The following is a 19831-nucleotide window of genomic DNA, read 5'->3' as shown; positions in this document are numbered from 1 at the left end:
AGCGGCGCTGGACGTCCTCGCGGCGGCGCGGAGCCCCGTGCTGCTGGCCGGAGCCGGTGCCCGGCGGGCGGGGGCCGCCCCCCTCATCGCGGCCCTGGCCGACGTGACCGGCGCGCTGCTGACCACGACCGTGATGGCCGCGGGCGCGTTCACCGGGCATCCTTCGGCGCTCGGCCTGTGCGGCGGCTTCGCGGCCCCGGGCGCGGCCGGGCTGATCGCCGCCGCCGACGCGGTGGTGGCCTTCGGCGCGAGCCTCGGGCCGTGGGCACTCGGCCGGAGCGCCATGCTGGATCCCGGTGCGACCCTCGTCCAGGTCGACGTCGCCGAGCGCGCCACGTCCAGCCGCGTCGACCTCTTCGTGCGCGGCGACGCGAACGCGGTGGCCGGGCAGTTGCTGAGGGAGGCCCGGGCGCGCGGCCTGCCCGCCGCGCCGGGACGCGCCAGGGCCGCCGCGCGCCGGCGAGCCGGCCGGCGGGAGACGCCGCACGAGGATCGGAGCACGAGCGATCGCATCGACCCCCGTACGCTCACCCGCTCGCTCGCCGGCCTGCTCCCGCGGGAGCGCACGCTCGTCACCGACGGCGGGCACTTCGTGGCATGGCCCGCGCTGTACTGGCCGGCGCGCGAGCCGTCCGCGCTGGTGTTCACCGGAGCGTCCTTCCAGACGATCGGCCTCGGCCTCGCCGGGGCGGTGGGCGCGGCCGTGGCGCGCCCGCACCGCACCGTGGTGGCGGCGCTCGGCGACGGCGGCGCGCTGATGGGCCTGCCCGAACTGGAGACGCTGATCCGCGTCGCGGCGTCGGCGCTGGTCGTCGTCTACGACGACGCCGCATACGGGGCCGAGGTCCACATGTACGGGGACGCCGGCGCCAGGAGCGCGGCGACGGTCTTCGGGGACACCGACTTCGCGGGCGTGGCGCGATCCCTCGGCGCCTCCGCCGTGACGGTGCGCGCCGTCGCGGACCTGGCCGCGGTCCGCGACTGGCGCCGCCGCGGCGGCCGCGGCGTCCTGGTGCTGGACTGCAAGATCGTCCGGGACGTGGTCGCGGACATGTTCGCCGTCCCTCCGGGCGCGTCCGACTCGCGCTGAGCAGCGCCAAGCGCCGGTCAGCGCCGGTCGGCGGCGAGTGCGGTGGCGTTCGGGGCGACGTCGCCCCGGAAGAGGCCGTCGGGGTCGACACGGGTGCGGACGCGGTCGACGCCCCGCACCTCCTGCTCCGTGAGGTGGCGTTGCGGCTGGGCGGCGCTCTCCACCAGGGACGGCACCGTCCACCCGGTGTCCCACGGGGCGAGAGCGTCGCGGATCTTCGCGCAGTGCTCGCGCAGCGCCGTCCCGGTGACCGGGCCGATCGGGGCGCCCGACGCCATGTACGCGTACGGCCCCCGGACGCGGGTGAGCGCGCCGCCGGCCGGGTCCGGCCGGTCGAACGCGCCGCCCAGATGCCGGAAGCCGGCGAGCACCAGGGGCGACCCGGATCCCTCGCCCGCCACCCGGAGGAACGCGTCGGCGGCGTCCCCGCCGAGCCCGTCGAGCAGCATGTGGTCGCCGATGAACGGGACCGGGTCGGGGGCGTCCAGGTGCGCGCCGAGGACCGCGGCGGGCGCGGCCGGCCGCCACGTGTCCACGATCGGGACGGCGATGGCGCGCAGCGGGCCCAGCAGATCCTCGGCCTGCCGGCGCGCGGTCCGGACGTCGTCCGGCGTGGCCGCCAGGACCGCCCCGTCCACGCACACCACCGGTCCCGACCTCAGATGGGACGGCAGGTCCGGGCCCGGCGGCAGATCGATGATCCGCAGCGACGTCGTCGCCTCCTCCGGGGCGTGCCGGGACCAGGCGAGCCACGCGGGGAGCAGGCGCCCGGCCTGCGCCGCGGGCCAGAACGCCGCTCCCGTGACGACCTGGGACGCCGGGAACAGCCCGACCTCGACCGCTGTGACGACCCCGAGGCCGCCCCCACCGCCCCGGACGGCCCAGAACAGCTCGGGATCCGACGCCGCGTCCACCCGGCGCGCCTCGCCGTCGGCGGTGACCAGCTCGACCGCGCGCACGGCGTTGGACGCCAGGCCGGCCGTGCGGCCGTAGAAGCTCACACCGCCGCCCAGCAGGTAGCCGACGGCGCCGACCAGCGCCGACGAGCCGTGCGCGACCGCCAGCCCCTGCCGGGCGACCTCCCGCACGACCTCACCCCAGGTCGTCCCGGCCGGGATCCGCGCGATCCGCCGCCCGGCGTCGGCCCGCACACGGCCGCGCAGCCGCGGGCGGACGAGCAGGGCCCCGTCCATCGGACGGCCGGCGGCGGAGGCGTGGCCGGTGGTGTGGACCCGTACCGGCAGCCGGGCGGCCCTCGCGTACCGCACGGCGGCCTGGACCTGCTCCGGCGTGGTCGCCGTGACCGCCGCCGCGGGACGTGCCGGTGCCGAAAGGTTGAAGACCCGCGTGGCCTTCTCGTACCCAGGTTCGCCCGGGAGCGAGACGCCCGCGTCCAGCCTGGCCGCCGTGCGCATCAGATGTAGAGGGTGTTCGGCTCCATGGAGCACAGGGCCCGTCCGTAGAGCTCGAAGTTCGTGCTCGGATGCATGAGCGCGTGCAGGGTGAGCGCGTGCGCGTCGCGCTGGATCCGCTGGATCGGCGCGCTCTGGTAGATCGATGATCCGCCGCTGGCGCCGGCGAGGACGTCCACGGACTCCCTGCCGAGGTGTGTCGCGCGCCCGAGCCAGGCGCGGGCGCGCACCCGGTCGTCCACGCTCCAGGCCTCGCCCGAGGCTCCCTTGCCGTCGACGAGGTCGGTGAGCCGGCGGGCGTGGAACCCGGCCTCGTCGGCCTTCAGCCGCGCCTCGGCGACTTCTAGGTGGGTGAGCGCGGCCTCCCGCTGGCTGTCGTACGTGGTGTAGGTGATCTTCCGGTCGGGCAGCCGTTCGAAGAACGCCTCGCGTGCCGCCTCCGCCAGGCCCAGCACGGTCCCGACCGAGGTGGCCGACGCGACCGGCAGCAGCGGACCGCGGTAGACGGGGGAGCCGGCGTTGGCCGCGGACACGCCCTGGCCGCTGAGCAGCGCCTCCAGCGGCAGCACCCTGGCCCGCGGGACGAACACGCCGTCGGCGACGGTGCTGACGCTCCCGGTGCCGCGGAGTCCCGAGGTGTGCCAGTCATCGACGATCTGGAGGTCCGCCATCGGGACGAGGGCCAGGACCGGGCACATCTCACCGGTCTCGGACGGCACGACCGCGATGATCTGCTGCCAGTGGCTGTGGAGAGCGCCGCTGATGAAACCCCACCGGCCGCTGACGACGATGCCGCCGTCCGCGGACGTGGCCATGCCGCCCGGGCTCAGCGTCCCGCAGACGCGCACGTCGGGAGTGGAGAAGACCTCGTCCTGGACCTCGTCGGGGAACTGGCACACCATCCAGGCCGGGATCCACCACACCGACGCGGTCCACGCGGCGGAGCCGTCTCCCCTCCCGAGGTGCGCGGCGACGTCGAGGAGCGTTCGCGTGGTGGCCTCGTAGCCGCCGTACCGGGCGGGGACCCGCAGCCTGAAGACGCCCGCGTCCGCCATCGCCTCGATGGTCTCCTCGTGCAGCCGGCGGTTCTCCTCCGCCCACGGCGCCCGCTCTCGGAGCGGGGTGACGAGTGCCGCCGCCCGCTGGGCGAGTTCCGTCCCGCTGGGGATCTCGGTGACCGCCACGTTCTTCCTCCCTGCGCCGCTGGTTCGGCTCCATGCTCGCTGCGCGCGAGCGGGCGGGCATCTCGCAGATTGCCCCGTTCGGACGCGGTGCCGCGACGGCGCACACCGGGAGATGCGGCGGCACGCGAAGCCGCGCGACGCTGTCGCGGAAGGGACGCTCCGCGTCGGATTCAGGAGGTGGCAGCGGTGAACGACGATGCCCGCGGTCAGGCGGTCGTCCTCGGCGCGAGCATCGCCGGGCTCTTCGCCGCGCGCGTGCTGGCCGAGCACTTCCGAGACGTGCTGATCGTCGAACGGGACCAGGTGCTCGGCGTGAGCGGGCCCCGGCAGGGCGCACCGCACGGCGTGCACGCCCACGGCCTGCACGCCCGCGGGCATCTGATCGTGGAGGAGCTCTTCCCGGGCATCACCGAGGAACTGCGCGCCAGCGGCGCCCCCACCGGTGACCTGGGCGAGATGCGCTGGTACTTCAACGCCCGGAGGCTGCGGCCGGCCCGGACGGGGATGGTGTCGGTGACCGCGCCGCGTCCGGTGCTGGAAGGACGTGTCCGGGCGAGGGTCGCGGACCTGGCGAACGTCGCCTTCCTGGAACGGCACGACGCCGTGCGGCCGGTGGCGTCGCCGGATCGCGGGCGCATCGTCGGGGTCCAGGTCCGGAGCAGTGACGGTGCCGCCGGCGACGCCCTCCGGACGCTGGAGGCTGACCTGGTGGTCGACGCCACCGGACGCGGCTCGCGCGCCCCGGCATGGCTGGAGGAGCTGGGGTACCGGCGTCCCGCGGAGGACCGGGTGAAGGTCGGCCTCGCCTACACCACCCGCCACTACCGGCTGCGGCCCGAGATGTTCGACGGCGTGCAGTCGATCAACCCGGTGGCGTCCCCCGCCCATCCGCGCGGCGCGTTCTTCGGCCAGGTCGGCCGGGACGTGTGCATCCTGTCGCTGACCGGGCTCCTCGGCGACCACCCGCCGACCGACCCGCAGGCGTTCCTGGAGTACGTCCGGTCGCTGCCCGTACCCGACGTGTACGACGCGGTCCGCGACGCCGAGCCGCTCGACGATCCGGTGCGCTTCACCTTCCCGGCCAGTGTCCGGCGCCGCTACGAGAGGCTCCGGCGGTTCCCCGCCGGGCTGCTCGTGATGGGCGACGCGCTGTGCAGCTTCAACCCGGTGTACGGGCAGGGGATGAGCGTCGCGGCCCTCCAGGCCGACGCCCTGCGGCGGCACCTGCGCGGCGGCGGGCGGGCGCATCCCCGCGAGCTGCTGCCCGCACTCGCCGGGATGCTCGACGTCCCGTGGCAGATCGCCGCGGGCGGCGACCTGCACTTCCCCGGCGTGGAGGGGCGCCGGACGCTGAAGGTCCGCGCGGGCAACGCCTACATCGCGCGTCTCCAGCGAGCCGCGTGCAGGGACGCCCGGGTCACCGACGCCTACCTGCGCGTGGCCGGGCTGATGGAGCGGCCGGAATCGCTCATGCGGCCGCGCATGGTGCTCCGCGTGGTGCGGCACGGACGGCGCTGACCGGCCGGCTGCTTCAGCAGGTGATCACCGCGCGGAAGCGGACGTCACCCGAGGCGACCCTGTCGAACGCCTCGGCGACCTCCTTCAGCGGGAACGTCTCGACCATGGGAGTGACCTTGCCGGCGGCGGCCAGACCGAGGGCCTCGTGCAGGACCTGGGGACCGCCGTGGGTGGCACCGATGACCCGCTGCCCCAGGCCGAAGAACGGAAGGGTCGTGGCGGCCGGGATCGTGAACGGCTCGGACGGGTCGATCCCGGCCAGGACCAGCCGCCCGCCCGGCCGCAGCCCCGCCAGGGCCTCAGCGGCCGCCGGGTAGGAGCTGCCGGTCGCCAGCAGGACGTCGGCGCCGCCCGCCTCCCGCAGGCCGGCGCCGTCCGCGACGACCTCGTCCGCGCCGAGCCGCCGGACGAGCCCGTGCTTGTCCGGCGAGCGCGTGACGGCGATCGTCTCGAAGCCGCAGGCGCGGGCGAACTGGACGGCCAGATGGCCCACCCCGCCGATGCCGAGCACGGCGACGCGCTCGTGCGGCGCGGGCTCCCCGGCGCGCAGGGCGGACCAGGCGGTGTACCCGGAGCACAGCATCGGCGCGGCCAGTTCGAAGGCGAGCCCGTCGGGCAGCAGGACGGTCTCGCCGGCACCGGCGACAAGGTACTCGGCGTGCCCGCCCTGCACGCTGAACCCGGTCGTGACGGGCGCCGCGCAGGCGAACGCCGCGCGTCCGGTCACCGGCGGCCCTCCCCGGCAGTGGCCGCACCGCCCGCAGGCGCCGCGCACCCAGGTGGTACCGACCCGGTCGCCGGCGCGGCGGGACGTGACGCCGGGCCCGGCGGCGACGACCTCGCCCGCCGGCTCGTGCCCGGTGACCGCGGGGCGGACGGACGGGAACGGGATGGCCCCCGCGGTGGCGAGGACGTCGTTGACACACAGGCCCGAGGCGCGCACCCGTACGAGCACCTCGCCCGGCCCGGGCTCCGGGACCGGCACCTCGTCCACCCGCCATCTGCTGGCGACATCGGGGATCACGGCGGCTCTCATGGCATCACCTCTCCTCACGCAGCGGACGGAAGAACGCACGGATGTCGCCGACGAGGGCGTCCGGCTCCTCCATGGCCGGGAAGTGCCCGCCGCGCTCGAACTCGGTCCAGCGGGTGATGCCCGGGACGTCGCGCTCCGCCAGCCGCCGGACCGGTGGCAGCACGTCGTCCGGGAACACCGCCACGCCGACCGGGACGGTGAGCGGCGGCGGGGGCTCACCGCGGGCGGCCCGGCGCAGGTCCTCGGCGCCCTCGTAGTAGTGCTGGGCCGCGGACCCGGCCGTCGCCGTCAGCCAGTAGATCGAGACGGTCGTGAGCATGTGGTCGCGGTCCACCGCGTCCTCGGGCACGCCGGCCGCGTAGTTCCACTCCCGGAACCGCTCGGCGATCCAGGCGAGCTGCCCGGCGGGCGAGTCGGTGAGCGCGTAGGCGAGGGTCTGGGGCCGGGTGGACTGGAGCTTCATGTAACCCGACAGCTCCGCCTCGAACCGCGCCAGCCGCGCCAGCCGCTCCCGGTCGCGCCCGCCCAGGCCGTCCAGCTCGCCCGCGGCGCCGGACGGGAAGGTCAGCAGCATGCTGACGTGCACCCCGGCCAGGCGGTCCGGCACCGCGCGGCCGAGTTCGAGGGAGACCACCGAGCCGGCGTCGCCGCCGTGGGCGGCGAACCGGCCGTAGCCGAGGCGCCGCATCAGCTCGGCCCACGCGCCGGCGACACGGCGGGCGTTCCATCCCGGCGTGCGCAGCGGCCGGGAGAACCCGAACCCGGGGATCGACGGCACGACCAGGTGGAAGGCGTCGGCGGGGTCGCCGCCGTGGGCGCGCGGGTCGGTCAGCGGCCCGATGACGTCGCGGAACTCGGCGACGGAACCGGGCCAGCCGTGCGTGGCGACCAGCGGCAGCGCGTCCGGCTCCGGCGACTCGGCGTGCAGGACGTGGATCGTCGCGCCGTCGATCTCGGTGAGGAACTGCGGATGGCGGTTGAGCGCGGCCTCGGCGGACCGCCAGTCGTACCGGCACCGCCAGTGCTCGGCCAGCTCCCGCACGTAGCCGAGCGGGATGCCGCGCGTCCAGGCCGTGCCGGGCAGCTCGTCCGGCCATCTCGTCCGGGCCAGCCGGGACCGCAGATCGTCGAGGTCGTCCTCGGGGATGTCGACACGGAAAGGGCGCATGCTCGCTCCGGATCCACGCGGGTCTAGGCGCTGGAGTGATCGGCCGCCGCCGCCCCGGCGCCGGCGGGGAGGTCCTTCCCGGCCGCGCCGCCGCCGCGCAGCACGCGGAGCAGCACACCCGGCCGCGTGAGCGCCCTCGGCGGGTCGACCAGGCCCGCCACCCGCATGAACGCCCGGGTGAGCTCCGGGTCGCGCGCCGCCGCCGCGTGCAGCCGGGCGATGTAGGCGTTGCCGACCCGGGTCCTGAGGGTGCGGCGACCGTCGACGCCGGGGAAGGCGAGGTCGCCGCCCGCCGAGATGTCCCAGGCCACGTCGATGATCACGCTGATGTCGCGGAAGAAGCGGCGCGGCTCGGGGATCGCGCCCGACCGCAGATGGCCGCGGAGCGCCAGGGCCTCCAGCGCGGCGACGGTCATGCCCTGCCCGTAGACCGGGTTGAAGGAGCAGACCGCGTCGCCGACCACCAGCAGTCCCGCGGGGAAGCGCTCCAGCCTCTCGTAGCGGCGCCGCACGCTCGCGGGAAAGCGGAAGGCGACCGGCGCGTCCAGCGGTTCGGCGTCGCCGACGATGTCGTGGACGTCGGGTACGGGAAGCGAGCGGACGAAGGCCGCGAAGCCGTCGGGATCGGTCGGCGCCCGGTCGCCGAGCACGCCGGTGAGCGACAGGACGAACAGCCCGTCCTCCAGTTCGGAGAAGAACGCGCCGCGCGGGGTGACCGGTCCGGACACGGGATTGATCGACTGCACGCCCGCGGGCATGCGGCCCGCGCCGAGGCGGTAGTGCCGGGTGGTGTAGGTCAGGTCGATCCTCACCCGGTCCTCGGCGGGCGGCCGGTAGCCGAGCCCGCGCAGGTGCGCGGCCGTGCGCGACCCTCTGCCGGTGGCGTCCACCACGAGGTCGGCGTCGAGCACGGTCTCCGCCGGCGCCGCGCCCTCGCGCCGCAGGATCCGCGCCCCGGTCACCGCCCGGCGCCCCGGTGTCGCCGCCAGGCCGGTGACCTCGCACCGGTCGAGCAGCGCCACGTTCGCCAGCGCTCCGACCCTGGCACGGATCAGGCCCTCCAGCAGGGGCCGGGTCGCGGCGACGGCCACCAGGCCGGTGCGGGCGGGGCGCAGCCGCCGGCCGTGGAAGTACCAGTGCAGCTCGCCCAGGTCGCCGGTGAGGGCCCCGGCGGCCCGCAGGTCGCCGGTGAAGCCGGGGAAGAGCTCCTCAAGGACCTGGTGACCGCGGGCCAGGAGCCCGTGCGCGTGCCGCCCCTGCGGAACGCCGCGCCGGGGCGCGGGCTCGTCCGGCAGGCCGTCCCGCTCGACGACGAGCACCTCGGCGAAGCTCTCGGCCAGGACCCGCGCCGCGAGGAGGCCGGCGACGCTCCCGCCGAGCACCACCGCGCGCTTCCCGGCCTGAATGCCCATGTGCTCAGAGTCCGCTCGCGTGGATCGGCGGGCCACTTCTGGAATGCGCCATCCCCGAGTCACGTGGAGCCGGGATTGGGGCCGGGATCGGGTCGGCCGGATGTCGGCAAGGAAGAAGATGCCCACCCGTTGGCGCGCTGTGAGACTGTGGTCGATTTCCCGACCCGCGATGTGGAGAAGGAGCCTCCGATGGGTGACGGCCCGCTGCCCGCCGAGCTCGCGCCGTCCGGTATCCCGCTCTCCTCCCAGCAGCGGTTCTTCTGCTCGCTGGACCGGGGCGACGCCGGCGGGGCCTTCGGGGCCAAGCACGTCGCCTCCGTCGGCTGGCGGCTCCGCGGACGCGTCGATCCCGCGGCCCTGCGAGCCGCGCTGGACGACGTCGTGGCGCGCCACGAGGCGCTCCGCACGACCATCGCGCGGGACGGGGCGGTCCGGTACCAGACCGTCCATCCCGCCGGGCCGGTCCGCCTGACCGTCCGCGACCTGCCGGACGGCGCCGCCGGTCAGCGCGATCTCCGGGCCGAGGAGTTCCTCAACGAGATCGAGTCCCTGGACTATCCGGTCGGTGAGCTGCCGCACCTGCGCGCGGCCCTGGGACGGTTCGACGGCGAGGACGCCGTGCTCGTCCTCATCGTCCACCACGTGGCGGCCGACGGCTGGTCGATGCGGCTCGTCATGCGGGACCTGGTCGCCTGCTACGCGGTCCGGCGCGGTCGCGGAGGCCCCGGCCCCGGCGCCGTCCGGCAGTACCGCGACTACGCGGCACTGCCACCGGAGGCGGCCGCGGGATCAGATTTCGCCAGGGCGTGCGGCTACTGGCGGGAGACGCTGCGCGGCGCCCGGATGACCACGATCGCGACCGACCGGCCGGCGGGCGGGGAGCCCGCCGTCTACGCCTGCCACCGGTTCCTGCTGGACACGGCGCTCACCGGCGGAGCGCTGGAGACGGCCCGCGCGCTGCGCGGTACCCCGTTCATGGTCTTCATGGCCGCCCACATGCTGCTGCTGCGCGAGCTGACCGGGCGGGACGACGTGGTCGCCGGCACCTTCAGCGCCGGCCGCGCCCAGGAGTCCTTCCACGACACGGTCGGGGTGTTCCTGAACTTCCTGCCGCTGCGCACCGACCTCTCCGACTGCGGTACCTTCCGGGAGGCGGTGGAGCGGGTGCGCACCACCTGCCTGGAGGCCTACACCCACGACATCCCGTTCGGGCACGTCGAAGCGGAGGCGCCGGGACTGATGGACACGGCCGCCGCGCCCGACCAGGAGCTGATCGCGTTCGAGGTGCTCCAGTTCCCGCCCGTACCGGCCAGCGTGCCCGTGGCCGGGCTGCGCTTCGAGGAGATCCGCAGGCGCGTGCTCTCGCAGGCGGTGAGCTGCGACATCCCCGACGGCGGGCTGTGGGCGCTGGACGTGCTCCCGTCCGGCGAGACCGCGTGCAGCCTGAAGTTCAACGCCAGGGTGTTCGACGCCGACACGATGTGGACGATGGCGCGCGAGTTCGAGCGGATCCTCCGCGGCGGCCTCACGGCCCCGGAGGACCCGCGATGGAGCGGCTCACGCGCGTGACGCGCCCGCGGCCCCTCCGGCACCGGTGCGGACAGGGGGCGCGGGCGCGGTGACGCCGCGGACGAGGTCGGCCGCGCGTTCGGCGATCGCGGTGACGGGGGCGTTGGTGTTGCCCCGCACCAGGGCGGGCATCACCGACGCGTCCACCACCCGCAGCCCGTCGATGCCGCGGACCCGCAACTCGGCGTCCAGCACCGTGCCCATCGCGCAGGTGCCCGCCGGGTGGAACAGGGTCTGCGTGCGCCTGCGGGCGTACTCGCGCAGATCCGCGTCGCTCTCGGACTCCGGCACCAGGTAGGGCGTCTCGGTGTAGGGCGCGAGCGCGCTCTGCCGCGCGATGTCCAGCGCGATCCGCAACCCCGCCACCATGGTCCGCAGGTCGTCGTCGTCGCCGTAGTAGTCATGGCGGATGCGCGGTTTCGCCGTCGGATCGGCCGAGGCCAGCGTCACGCTGCCGCGGCTGCGCGCGCCCAGCACGCACGGGCCGAAGGAGATCGCGTGATGCGTCGGCGCGGCCAGCCCACCGTCCAGCAGCATCAGCGGTGCGGCATGGAACTGGAGGTCGGGCACGGGGAGCGCGGACCGGGCGCGGACGAACCCGCCCGCCTCCGGCACGTTGGAGGTCAGCGGCCCGGCGCCCTCCTCCTCGAACCGCCGCACGTGCTCGGGGCCGCCCGCGGCCAGCAGGCTGACCGGCAGCGCGTGCGTGAAGACGAGGTTGGCGGACGGATGGTCCTGGAGGCCGCGGCCGACCATCGGATGGTCGGCGACGACCGGCACCCCCAGCGCCGCCAGATCGTCCGCCGGGCCGATCCCCGACAGCATGAGCAACTGCGGCGAGTTGTACGCCCCCGCGCACACGATGACCTCACGTTCCGCCCGCGCCTCGAAGGGATCGTCCAGCCGGGCACCCACGACGCCCCGGGCCCGTCCGCCCTCGACGATGATCCGGTGCACCTGCACGTCGGTCTCGACCGTGAGGTTGGGGCGCCGCAGCGCCGGGCGCAGGAAGGCCTCGGCGTTGCTGCACCGCCTGCCGCCGCGCTGGGTGAGCTGGTAGTGGCCGAAGCCCTCCGCGGCGTCCGGGGCGTTGAAGTCGCCGACCGCGGGATGGCCCGCCTGGACGGCGGCGTCGACGAACGCCGCCGACATCGGGTTGCCGGACCGCCCGTCCGAGACCGACAGGTCACCGCCCGCGCCGTGGTGGGACGAGGCGCCGCGCTCGTTGTCCTCGGACCGGGTGAAGTAGGGGAGCAGGTCGGCGAAGGTCCAGCCGGGCAGCCCCCAGCCGTCGTAGTCCGACCGGTGGCCCCGCATGTAGACCATCCCGTTCAGGGAACTGCTGCCGCCCAGGACCCGTCCTCTCGGCAGGTACAGGCGGCGGCCGCCGAGGAACGGCTCGTCGTGGGTGTCGTAGTCCCAGTCCAGGCGGGTGCGGAAGAGCCGGCCCGCGCCGAGCGGGACGCGGATGTCCGCATGGGTGTCGGCGGGACCCGCCTCGACGAGGCACACGCTGACGCCGGGGTCCTCGCTCAGCCGCGCGGCCAGCACGCATCCGGCCGAGCCCGCGCCGACGATGACATGGTCGTATTCGGCGCCCGTCATCCGACGGCGCCGTTCTCGTCCAGCCGGGAGACCACGTCGAGCAGGGCGCGCACGGTCCGCCGGACCTGCTCCCGCCCGATCACCAGCGGCGGTGACAGGACGATGGTGGGCCCGTAGTCCCGGACGATCACCTGGTGCCGGTCGCGCAGCGCGGCGGTGACGGCTCCGGCCATGACGGGCGTGCGCGTGGCCCTGTCGGCCACCAGCTCGACCCCGGCGGTGGCGCCCTCGATCCGGACGTCGCCGACCCGCTCCAGCCCGTCGGCGGACGCCAGATCCTCGCGCAGCCAGCCACCGATCGTCCGTGCCCGCTCGACCAGGTCCTCGCCTTCGAGGACGTCGAGGTTGGCGAGCGCCGCCGCGCAGGAGAGCGGGTGCCCGGAATAGGTGTGGCCGTGGAAGAAGTACGCGCCGTCCCCGGCGACCGCGGCGGCGATGTCCGCGCGCATGAGCACGGCCCCGAGGGGGGCGTATCCGCTGGTCAGGCCCTTGGCGGTGACGATGATGTCCGGATCCATGCCGCGCCCGGGGGAGTCGAACCAGGCGCCCGTGCGGCCGAACGCGGTGACGACCTCGTCGGCGATCAGCAGGATGCCGTGGGAGGTCAGCAGGTCGCGCACCCGCGGCCAGTAGTCCGGCGGCGGGACGAGCACGCCGCCGCCGCCCATGACCGGCTCCCCGATCATCGCCGCGACCCGTCCGGGCCCGATGCGCTGGATCGTCTCCTCCAGCTCGCGCAGCAGGAAGCCGGTGGGGTCCGCGTCGCCGTACATCTGGGCGGCCCGGTAGGGGTAGGGCGGGGAGACCCGCGCCACGTGCGGCAGGCTCGGGCCGATCCCCCGATGCATGAGCGGGAAGCCGGTCGCGGTGCCGCTGCCGTAGGTGGCGCCGTGGTAGGCGAGGTCGCGGGAGATGATCCAGGTCCGGTCGGGTTCTCCCCGGTGGTGGTGGTACAACCGGGCGAGCTTGATGGCGGACTCGACGCCCTCCGAGCCGCCGCAGGTGAAGAACACCCGGTCGAGGCCGGCTGGGGCGAGTCCGGCGAGCCGCTCGGCCAGCAGCACGGCCTTGTCGTTGGAGAAGTTGAAGAAGCACGAGAAATAGGCGAGCCGGCCGGCCTGCTCGGTCAGTGCGGCCGCCAGTTCGGGCCGTCCGTGGCCGACCTGGGCGAGCCAGTTGCCTCCGCCCGAGGCGTCGAGGTACTCCACGCCGTTGGCGTCCCGGACCAGCGATCCCTCGCCGCTGACCATGACGAAACGGTCGCTCTGCGCGCCGCTCTGGTGCGGATGGATCAGATGACGGCCGTCCAGATCCTCCAGTTCCCGTCCCGATCTGAGCCTCGCGGTGCCGAATCCGTGCGTGGTGGTCATCCTCTTGCTCGCTTCCCGCAGTGCCGCCGTTCCTCGAATCGAGCGTGGCACCGGATCGGGACGCCGACATCTTCGGTGCTGCGGAAGAAGGCCCTGCCGCCTGGAGCGGGCGCATTCCAGAAGATGCCGGGCCGGCTCGCGCTGTGCAGAGTGGGAGTCGATGTTCGCGACCGGGTGGTTCTCCGAATCCCCCGACCACGGAGGACCGCTCATGGTCGTCGCCCAAGGAGTCCCGGAGAGCGTCGAGGACGTGATCGGCGCACTCACCCGTGCGCCCGTCGAGCAGCTCGACGACCTGTTCCCGAGCCTGGTCGAGGCGCTGTGGGACGACGGCGCCGGCACGGACCTGACACTGCCGGCGACACGTGCGCTGATGGAGCGGGTGGACGTCGCGGACGCCGCCCGGATGCCGCACATCGCCGTGCTGCTGGGGCTGCTGGCCGAGGTGGGACCGCCCCTCGGCGCGGAGGTCACCGCGTCGCTCACCGCCGATGCGGGCCGCTTCATCGCCCTGTGGCGAAGCGCCTCTGCCGGGCGGCCATTGTCCCTGAGCCTCACGTACCTGCTCGCGCACCTCCCGGACGAACGCGCCCGCGTCCTCGCCGCGGCGACCGACGCGGGGATCGACGCCGACGACCGGTCGCGCCTGGACCGAGCCCTCCAGCGGCTCGACCCCGCCCGGCCGGTGATCGGACGGGCCTTCCCCTCGCCCGCGGCCTGGGATCTGGACGACGCCGAGCGGGCGTTCGACCGGACCTGGATCGACGCGCTGACACCCGGAGAGGTGAAGCGGCACTGGGACAACGACACCGAGACGGTCCTGGGGCACCTCGGCGCGAAAGCGTACTGGGCCGTCCGCAACGGCGCCGCGCCCGTGCCCGTCGACGCCGACTCGGTACCGGCTCGCACACCGCGCGCTCCCGCGGGCGGTGCCGACGTCCTCCGGCGGCACGCCGCCGCCTTCCGCTGCCCGCGCTGCTCCGGCGCGCTCGGCTTCTCCGGCGGCGCGGCCCGCTGCGCGGGATGCGCCACCGGATACGCGCTGGACGGCGGCATCCTCGACCTCACCTCCGAACTCGGCGAGGCGGCGGACCGCGGTGCGGACCTCCTGTTCAGGCTCGCCGGGATCGCGACCATGGGCTTCTTCTACGAGGCCCGCGCACGGCCGAACTTCCTGCGGCTGGCCGGCTCGAACTGGGGCGGGCTGGTGACGCCCGCCCTGGAGGACGCCTATATCGCCGGGCACGTGCGTCCCGCCGCCGGGCCGGTGCTCGACCTCGCCGCGGGAGCGGGACGGTGGACGTCCGTGCTGGCCGGCGCCGTGGGCGCCGACCGGGTCATCGCGCTGGACCTCGCCCTGCCCATGCTGACCGCCCTGCGGGGGCGGCTCCCGGAGATCCCCGCCGTCGTGTCGAACGCGCGGCGCCTGCCGTTCGGCGACGGCGAGCTGGGCGCGGTGCTGTGCTGGAACGCCCTCCAGGCGTTCCCCGCCGACGCCGCGGCGGCCGTCGCCGAAGTGGGGCGGTGCCTGCGCCCGGGCGGCACCTTCACCGTGCTGACCTACCGGGACTCGCCCGACCCGGTGTACCGGTACTTCGTGCGGCGCCACCATTTCCCCCAGCACGCGGACGGCCTGCGCCTGTTCGCGCCCGGCGAGATCGACGCCTGGCTGGACGGCGCCGGGCTCGAAGTGCGGGACAGGTGGGAGCCGGGGACGTTCACGATCCTGACCGCCGAGCGGCCGGCGGCCTGACGAGCCGGCCGCCTGACGAGCCGGTCGCGGTCGCCGCCGTCCGGCAGCCTCCCCGGCGATCGGCCGCCGTCACCGGGCAATCGGCCGCCGCCACCGGAGGCCGGCCGATCGTCACCGGAGGTCAGTCGATGGCGCGCTCGAAGCGGAAGAACCGGTGCGGGTCGTACCGGCGCCGGACCTCGCGCAGCCGTGCGAGGTTCTCGGCGTAGTACGACTCCCGCCAGTCGACCAGATCCGGATCCATGAAGTTCTGGTAGCTCTCGTGCATGGAACCCGGGTCCAGGGCCGCGAAACCGGCCGCGAGCCATTCCTTGGAGACCGCCACGTCCTTCGCGGTGAACCCCGGGTCGGTCAGCGAGACCGCGAACCCGGCCAGGACCTGGGCGTCCCGATGCACGTACGCGGTCGCCGTCCGGTCGCGGTCGCTCGCCGCGCCACCGAAGACGTCGATGTACAGCAGGCGGAACTGCCCCTTCGGACGGTCGTCGCCGAAGCCGTCCAGCAGACTCGCCACCTGTGCGCCCGCGAGCGCTTCGCGGAACATGCGGTTGCGGTGCTGGAAGAAGTTCTCCCTCGGGAGCATCGCCTCGGGGGAGTAGCCGACACGGTGGCATTGCTCCACGGTGAGCTCTTCGCACATATAGGACGCCATCATGGCGTCGTAGTACGTCATCGTCTTCACGCTCCGGCTCAGCGGCCTGACATCGAGGGACGCGATGAGAGCGTCCAGCCGCCGGTCCAGCGCGTCCTCGCCGCCGAGGAAGGCCCCGTGCATCTCCAGCATCGGGTCGCCGGGCGGGTCGTCGCCGTGGACGACCGTCACCGAGGCCGCGAGCTCCCGCGGCGCCGCGAGCGCCCAGGGCATCCAGCCCTCGATGACCCCGGCGGCCCCGTCCCAGGGCCAGGCCAGGTGGTACATCACCATGGAGGCCAGCTCGACCGGCGCCAGCTCGTAGCCGGTGACGACGCCGAAGTTGCCGCCGCCGTTGCCCTGGAGCGCCCAGAACAGGTCGGGGTGCTCCCGCTCCGAGGCCCGCACGGACCTGCCGTCGGGCAGCACGACCGACGCGGCGGCCAGCCGGTCGCTGGCCAGGCCGAACCTGCGGGTCAGCCAGCCGAGGCCGCCGCCCTGGACGAACCCGCCGAGCGCGACGTTGGGGCACACGCCGCCGACGAGGGCCTGCCCGCGCGACGCCAGGGTCCGCAGCGTGTCGACCTGCTGGGCGCCCGCGCCCACCACGGCGTTCGCCCCGGCCCAGGAGACGCCGTTGATCCGCGAGACGTCCAGGACCATCCCGGTCGTCGTGGAGTGGCCGCCGTAGCTGTGCCCGCCGCTGCGCGGCACGGCGGGCAGCCCGTGGTCCTGGGCGAAGCCGAGCACGGTGCGGACCTCTTCGGCGGTCTCGCAGAAGGCGACGGCCTGGGGCCTGATGCCGTCGAACTGCCGGAGCGCGGACTGGGCGGCCGTCGCGTAGCCTGCATCGGACGGCAGGACCAGCCGGTCGCCGAGCGCGCGCCGCAGCGAGCTCCAGTTCGAGGGTCCGTTCACGTCTGCACCTCCGGGGAACCGGTCTGCGGGCCGTCCAGCCGTCCGTCGGCGCCGTCCGCGTCGCCGCTCGCGTCGCCGCTCGCGTCCTCGCTCCGCTCGGCACCCGTCGGCGGCTCGTGCCGCAGCGCGGTGATCGCGACGAGCGCCAGGAACCCGGCGACCCCGACACTGACCCACGCGGTGGAGTTGAGCGCCCCGGCCAGCGCGCCGTGCGCCGCGGTGTCCAGCTCCGCGCCCGCCCGGCCGCCGACCTCCCGGACCGCGGCCGCGGCGCCGGGAGCGCTCTCCAGCGCGGCATCGCGCGCCTTCGCCGGAAGCCCCGCCGGGACGGTGCCGCCGATGCCGGACCGGTACGCCGACATGCCGACCATGCCGATCACGGCCACGCCCATGGCGATGCCGAGCTCGGCGGCGGTCTCGTTGACCGCCGCCGCGCTGCCGGACCGCTCCGGCGGCATCGAGCCCAGCGCGAGGGTCGCGCTCAGCCCCGCCGTCGGGCCGATGCCCGCGGCGATGGCGACCAAGCCGCCCTCCAGCAGGACCAAGCCGTGGTCGGCGCCCACACGGGTGAGCATCAGGTAGCCGGCGGAGACGATCACCAGGCCGCCCGCCATGACGTACGCGGGACGGATCCGCTGCGCCAGCTGTGGCCCGATCTGGAGGCTGACCAGGGTCGTCAGGCCCATCGGCAGCATCCACAGCGCGGCTTTGATCGGCGACAGTCCCTCGACGAGTTGCAGGTACATGTAGACGAAGAGCTGCGCGCCCGACAGCAGCCCGGCGAAGGCGGTCATGGTCACCGCCGGGCTGAACGTCCGGTCGCGGAACAGGCCGAGGTCGAGCAGCGGGCTGCTCAGGGTGCGCTGCCGCCTGACGAACAGCGCGCCGAAGAGGAGGCCGGCCGCGATCGCCGCGATGGACGAGGCCCGCGGGCCGTCGCGCGAGACCTCCTTGAGGCCGTAGACGACCGGGAGGATCCCGGCGAGGGAGAGCGGCACGCTGGCCGGGTCGATCCGGCCGGCGTCGGGATCGCGGTACTCCGGCAGCGTGCGCGGCCCGGTGACGAGCAGCAGGACCATGACGGGCACGCCGAGCAGGAACACCGAGCCCCACCAGAAGAACTGGAGCATGACCCCTCCGATGACGGGGCCGAGGGCGACGCCGCCCAGGAAGCAGCCCATCCACACGCCGATCGCGACGGCCTGCTGCTTGGGGTCCTTGAACATCTGGCTGATCAGGGTGAGCGTCGAGGGCATGAGCGTGGCTCCGGCGATGCCGAGCACGGCCCGGGCCGCGATGAGCATGCCGGGGCTGGTGGAGTACGCGGCCAGGACCGACGCGGCGCCGAACGCCGCGGCGCCGGTCAGCAGCAGGCGCCTGCGGCCGATCAGGTCGCCGAGGTTGCCCATCGTGATCAGGAGGCCGGCCACCATGAAGCCGTAGACGTCGGTGATCCACAACTGCTGCACGCTGCCGGCGTGCAGGTCGGACCCCAGCCGCGGCAGCGCCATGTAGAGCACGCTCGTGTCGAGGGCGAGAAGGAGCGTCGGCAGGCTCAGCACGGCCAGCCCGAGGTACTCCCGGCGCCCCGCACCGCCGCTCGGTGGTGCCGCAGGGGACGTGTGCATGGTGCTCCCTTCCGTGTGAGCACCCGCGTGCCGGGGACGCCGCCGCGGGCCCGAGCCTTCTCGTGTCGGTGACCGTGGTCGCACGCCGTTTCCCCGAGCGTGCGCTCCGGCGATTTCAGGCGGGGAAGGAAAGTGACTCCGTTGGAAAGAATGGTTGTGCATCGCGGAGTCACTGTCAATACGCATGGTGATGATGTCAGCACGCTGAGAGATGTGCGCCTGTGCGGGATGGGACAAAGTAGGGCCTGAGGCATGAGTGCGTCGCGATCGGACGCGGTGGTCGGCGAGAACCGGGGAGCGGGAAATGGTCGAGCCGGAGAAAGTCCGTTGCCGGATATGTGGTGGAAACGTCAGCGAGTTCCTCGACCTCGGACGGCAGCCGCTCTCGGACGCGTTCCGTGCGCCGGACTGCACCGAGGAGGAGTTCTTCTACCGGCTCGCGGTCGGACGGTGCGAGCTCTGCACGATGGTCCAGATGACGGAGGAGGTTCCGCGGGAACGGATGTTCCACCACGGCTACCCGTACCGGTCGTCGGGGTCGTCGGTGATGCGGCAGCACTTCACGAGGACCGCCCTGCGGTACATCGAGACCGAGCTCATGGGGCCGGACCCGTTCTTCGTCGAGATCGGCTGCAATGACGGCGTGCTCCTGCGGACCATGGCCGAGTCCGGGGTCCGGCATCTGGGGTTCGAGCCGTCCGGGGCGGTCGCCGCGACGGCGCGCGGGCGGGGTGCGCGCGTGCGCTCCGACTTCTTCGATGAGCCCGCCGGAATCGCGTTGCGCGACCGGGAGGGACCGGCCGATGTCGTCTACTCGGCCAACACCATCTGCCACATCCCGTACATGCAGTCCGTGCTGCGCGGTGTGGACGTCCTGCTCGGCCCGTCCGGCGTCTTCGTGTTCGAGGACCCGTACCTCGGCGACATCATCGACAAGACCGCGTTCGACCAGATCTACGACGAGCACTTCTTCCTCTTCTCGGCCCGGTCCGTGCTGGCCATGGCGGAGCGGTCCGGCTTCGAGCTGGTGGACGTCGAGCGGCTTCCGGTGCACGGCGGGGAGGTGCGCTACACGCTCGCCAGACCCGGGATGCGGCGGCGGGCCGGCTCGGTCGGACGGCTCCTGGCCTGGGAGGACGCGCGGGGCCTGGCCGAGCCGGAGACGCTCGCCGGGTTCGCCGCCGCGGTGGGCCGCGTCCGCTCCGAGCTGCCGGACCTGCTGCGCTCCCTGCGCGATGGCGGGAAGACCGTCGTCGGGTACGGTGCGACGGCCAAGAGCGCGACCGTCACGAACCACTGCGGGATCGGCCCCGACCTGGTCTCCTACATCTGCGACACGACTCCGGCGAAGCAGGGACGGCTGACGCCGGGCGCGCACATCCCGGTGCGGCCGCCCGCGGCCTTCGCCGCCGACCGTCCGGACTACGCGCTGCTGTTCGCGTGGAACCACGCCGACGAGATCATGGCGAAGGAGCGGCGGTTCCGGGCGTCCGGCGGTCGATGGATCCGCTACGTGCCCGAAGTGCGGGTGCTCTGA

General features: G+C 74.4%; 14 protein-coding genes. 5 read left to right on the top strand and 9 right to left on the bottom strand.

Annotated features, from left to right (window positions below; translation table 11 throughout):
* Nucleotides 1–1090 (top strand): thiamine pyrophosphate-dependent enzyme (locus E1300_RS06640; RefSeq protein WP_131755983.1); only part of this gene is annotated, 1090 nt, incomplete at its 5' end.
* Between the two features lie 17 nt (nt 1091–1107).
* Here E1300_RS06640 and E1300_RS06635 read toward each other — a convergent pair.
* Nucleotides 1108–2505 (bottom strand): FAD-binding oxidoreductase, encoded by a 1398-nt coding sequence (locus tag E1300_RS06635; RefSeq protein WP_131755982.1) that lies wholly within the window; start codon nt 2503–2505, stop codon nt 1108–1110.
* Complete coding sequence (locus E1300_RS06630) at nt 2505–3686, bottom strand: acyl-CoA dehydrogenase family protein (protein WP_131755981.1); 1182 nt, start codon at nt 3684–3686, stop codon at nt 2505–2507. Before E1300_RS06630 ends, E1300_RS06635 begins: the two co-directional genes overlap by 1 nt.
* Before the next feature lie 186 nt (nt 3687–3872).
* On the opposite strand from E1300_RS06630, the gene E1300_RS06625 reads away from it, so the two are divergent.
* On the top strand, nt 3873–5204 hold the full coding sequence (locus E1300_RS06625) for an FAD-dependent oxidoreductase (RefSeq protein ID WP_131755980.1): 1332 nt from the start codon (nt 3873–3875) through the stop codon (nt 5202–5204).
* A 13-nt stretch (nt 5205–5217) separates the two neighbouring features.
* On the opposite strand, the gene E1300_RS06620 is transcribed toward E1300_RS06625, so the two are convergent.
* From E1300_RS06620 to E1300_RS06610, 3 genes are read right to left on the bottom strand one after another with little or no spacing between them, the layout of a single operon-like run.
* Entirely contained in the window at nt 5218–6240 is a 1023-nt protein-coding gene (locus tag E1300_RS06620) for an alcohol dehydrogenase catalytic domain-containing protein (RefSeq protein WP_131755979.1), read from the bottom strand.
* 4 nt (nt 6241–6244) lie between these two features.
* Nucleotides 6245–7408: an epoxide hydrolase family protein gene (locus E1300_RS06615; RefSeq protein WP_131755978.1), complete on the bottom strand. Its 1164-nt coding sequence runs from the start codon at nt 7406–7408 to the stop codon at nt 6245–6247.
* Between the two features lie 23 nt (nt 7409–7431).
* Nucleotides 7432–8820 (bottom strand): FAD-dependent oxidoreductase, encoded by a 1389-nt coding sequence (locus E1300_RS06610; protein ID WP_131755977.1) that lies wholly within the window; start codon nt 8818–8820, stop codon nt 7432–7434.
* Nucleotides 8821–9009: 189 nt separating this feature from the next.
* Between E1300_RS06610 and E1300_RS06605 the strand changes: the two genes are divergently transcribed.
* Entirely contained in the window at nt 9010–10389 is a 1380-nt protein-coding gene (locus E1300_RS06605; protein ID WP_131755976.1) for a condensation domain-containing protein, read from the top strand.
* On the opposite strand, the gene E1300_RS06600 is transcribed toward E1300_RS06605, so the two are convergent.
* Complete coding sequence (locus E1300_RS06600) at nt 10378–11994, bottom strand: GMC family oxidoreductase (RefSeq protein WP_131755975.1); 1617 nt, start codon at nt 11992–11994, stop codon at nt 10378–10380. The two genes, E1300_RS06605 and E1300_RS06600, sit on opposite strands and share 12 nt — an antisense overlap.
* On the bottom strand, nt 11991–13364 hold the full coding sequence (locus E1300_RS06595; protein WP_131755974.1) for an aminotransferase family protein: 1374 nt from the start codon (nt 13362–13364) through the stop codon (nt 11991–11993). Before E1300_RS06595 ends, E1300_RS06600 begins: the two co-directional genes overlap by 4 nt.
* Nucleotides 13365–13524: 160 nt before the next feature.
* Between E1300_RS06595 and E1300_RS06590 the strand changes: the two genes are divergently transcribed.
* Nucleotides 13525–15117 (top strand): class I SAM-dependent methyltransferase, encoded by a 1593-nt coding sequence (locus tag E1300_RS06590; RefSeq protein WP_242618974.1) that lies wholly within the window; start codon nt 13525–13527, stop codon nt 15115–15117.
* A gap of 121 nt (nt 15118–15238) precedes the next feature.
* Here E1300_RS06590 and E1300_RS06585 read toward each other — a convergent pair whose 3' ends face one another.
* Together E1300_RS06585 and E1300_RS06580 are read right to left on the bottom strand one after the other, a co-directional pair.
* A complete protein-coding gene (locus E1300_RS06585) occupies nt 15239–16666 on the bottom strand; it encodes an FAD-binding oxidoreductase (RefSeq protein ID WP_131755973.1) in 1428 nt (475 codons plus the stop codon).
* Complete coding sequence (locus tag E1300_RS06580; RefSeq protein ID WP_165502707.1) at nt 16663–18294, bottom strand: MFS transporter; 1632 nt, start codon at nt 18292–18294, stop codon at nt 16663–16665. The genes E1300_RS06585 and E1300_RS06580 overlap by 4 nt, the downstream gene beginning before the upstream one ends.
* A 304-nt stretch (nt 18295–18598) precedes the next feature.
* Here E1300_RS06580 and E1300_RS06575 point away from each other — a divergent pair, with 304 nt between their 5' ends.
* The gene (locus E1300_RS06575; RefSeq protein ID WP_131755972.1) at nt 18599–19831 is read left to right on the top strand and encodes a class I SAM-dependent methyltransferase; all 1233 of its coding nucleotides are present in this window, start codon (nt 18599–18601) and stop codon (nt 19829–19831) included.

The sequence above is a fragment of the Actinomadura fibrosa genome, assembly GCF_900659615.1.
GTDB classification, from domain to species: Bacteria; Actinomycetota; Actinomycetes; order Streptosporangiales; family Streptosporangiaceae; genus Spirillospora; species Spirillospora fibrosa.
This window is presented reverse-complemented; position numbering and strand designations above follow the sequence as displayed.

Excerpts from the sequence above, each read along its gene's own strand:
- E1300_RS06635 (WP_131755982.1), bottom strand. The coding sequence starts at position 2,505 with ATGCGCACGGCGGCCAGGCTGGACGCGGGCGTCTCGCTCCCGGGCGAA.
- E1300_RS06595 (WP_131755974.1), bottom strand. The coding sequence starts at position 13,364 with ATGACCACCACGCACGGATTCGGCACCGCGAGGCTCAGATCGGGACGG.
- E1300_RS06580 (WP_165502707.1), bottom strand. The coding sequence starts at position 18,294 with ATGCACACGTCCCCTGCGGCACCACCGAGCGGCGGTGCGGGGCGCCGG.
- E1300_RS06590 (WP_242618974.1), top strand. The coding sequence starts at position 13,525 with ATGTTCGCGACCGGGTGGTTCTCCGAATCCCCCGACCACGGAGGACCG.
- E1300_RS06605 (WP_131755976.1), top strand. The coding sequence starts at position 9,010 with ATGGGTGACGGCCCGCTGCCCGCCGAGCTCGCGCCGTCCGGTATCCCG.
- E1300_RS06600 (WP_131755975.1), bottom strand. The coding sequence starts at position 11,994 with ATGACGGGCGCCGAATACGACCATGTCATCGTCGGCGCGGGCTCGGCC.
- E1300_RS06610 (WP_131755977.1), bottom strand. The coding sequence starts at position 8,820 with ATGGGCATTCAGGCCGGGAAGCGCGCGGTGGTGCTCGGCGGGAGCGTC.
- E1300_RS06620 (WP_131755979.1), bottom strand. The coding sequence starts at position 6,240 with ATGAGAGCCGCCGTGATCCCCGATGTCGCCAGCAGATGGCGGGTGGAC.
- E1300_RS06615 (WP_131755978.1), bottom strand. The coding sequence starts at position 7,408 with ATGCGCCCTTTCCGTGTCGACATCCCCGAGGACGACCTCGACGATCTG.
- E1300_RS06575 (WP_131755972.1), top strand. The coding sequence starts at position 18,599 with ATGGTCGAGCCGGAGAAAGTCCGTTGCCGGATATGTGGTGGAAACGTC.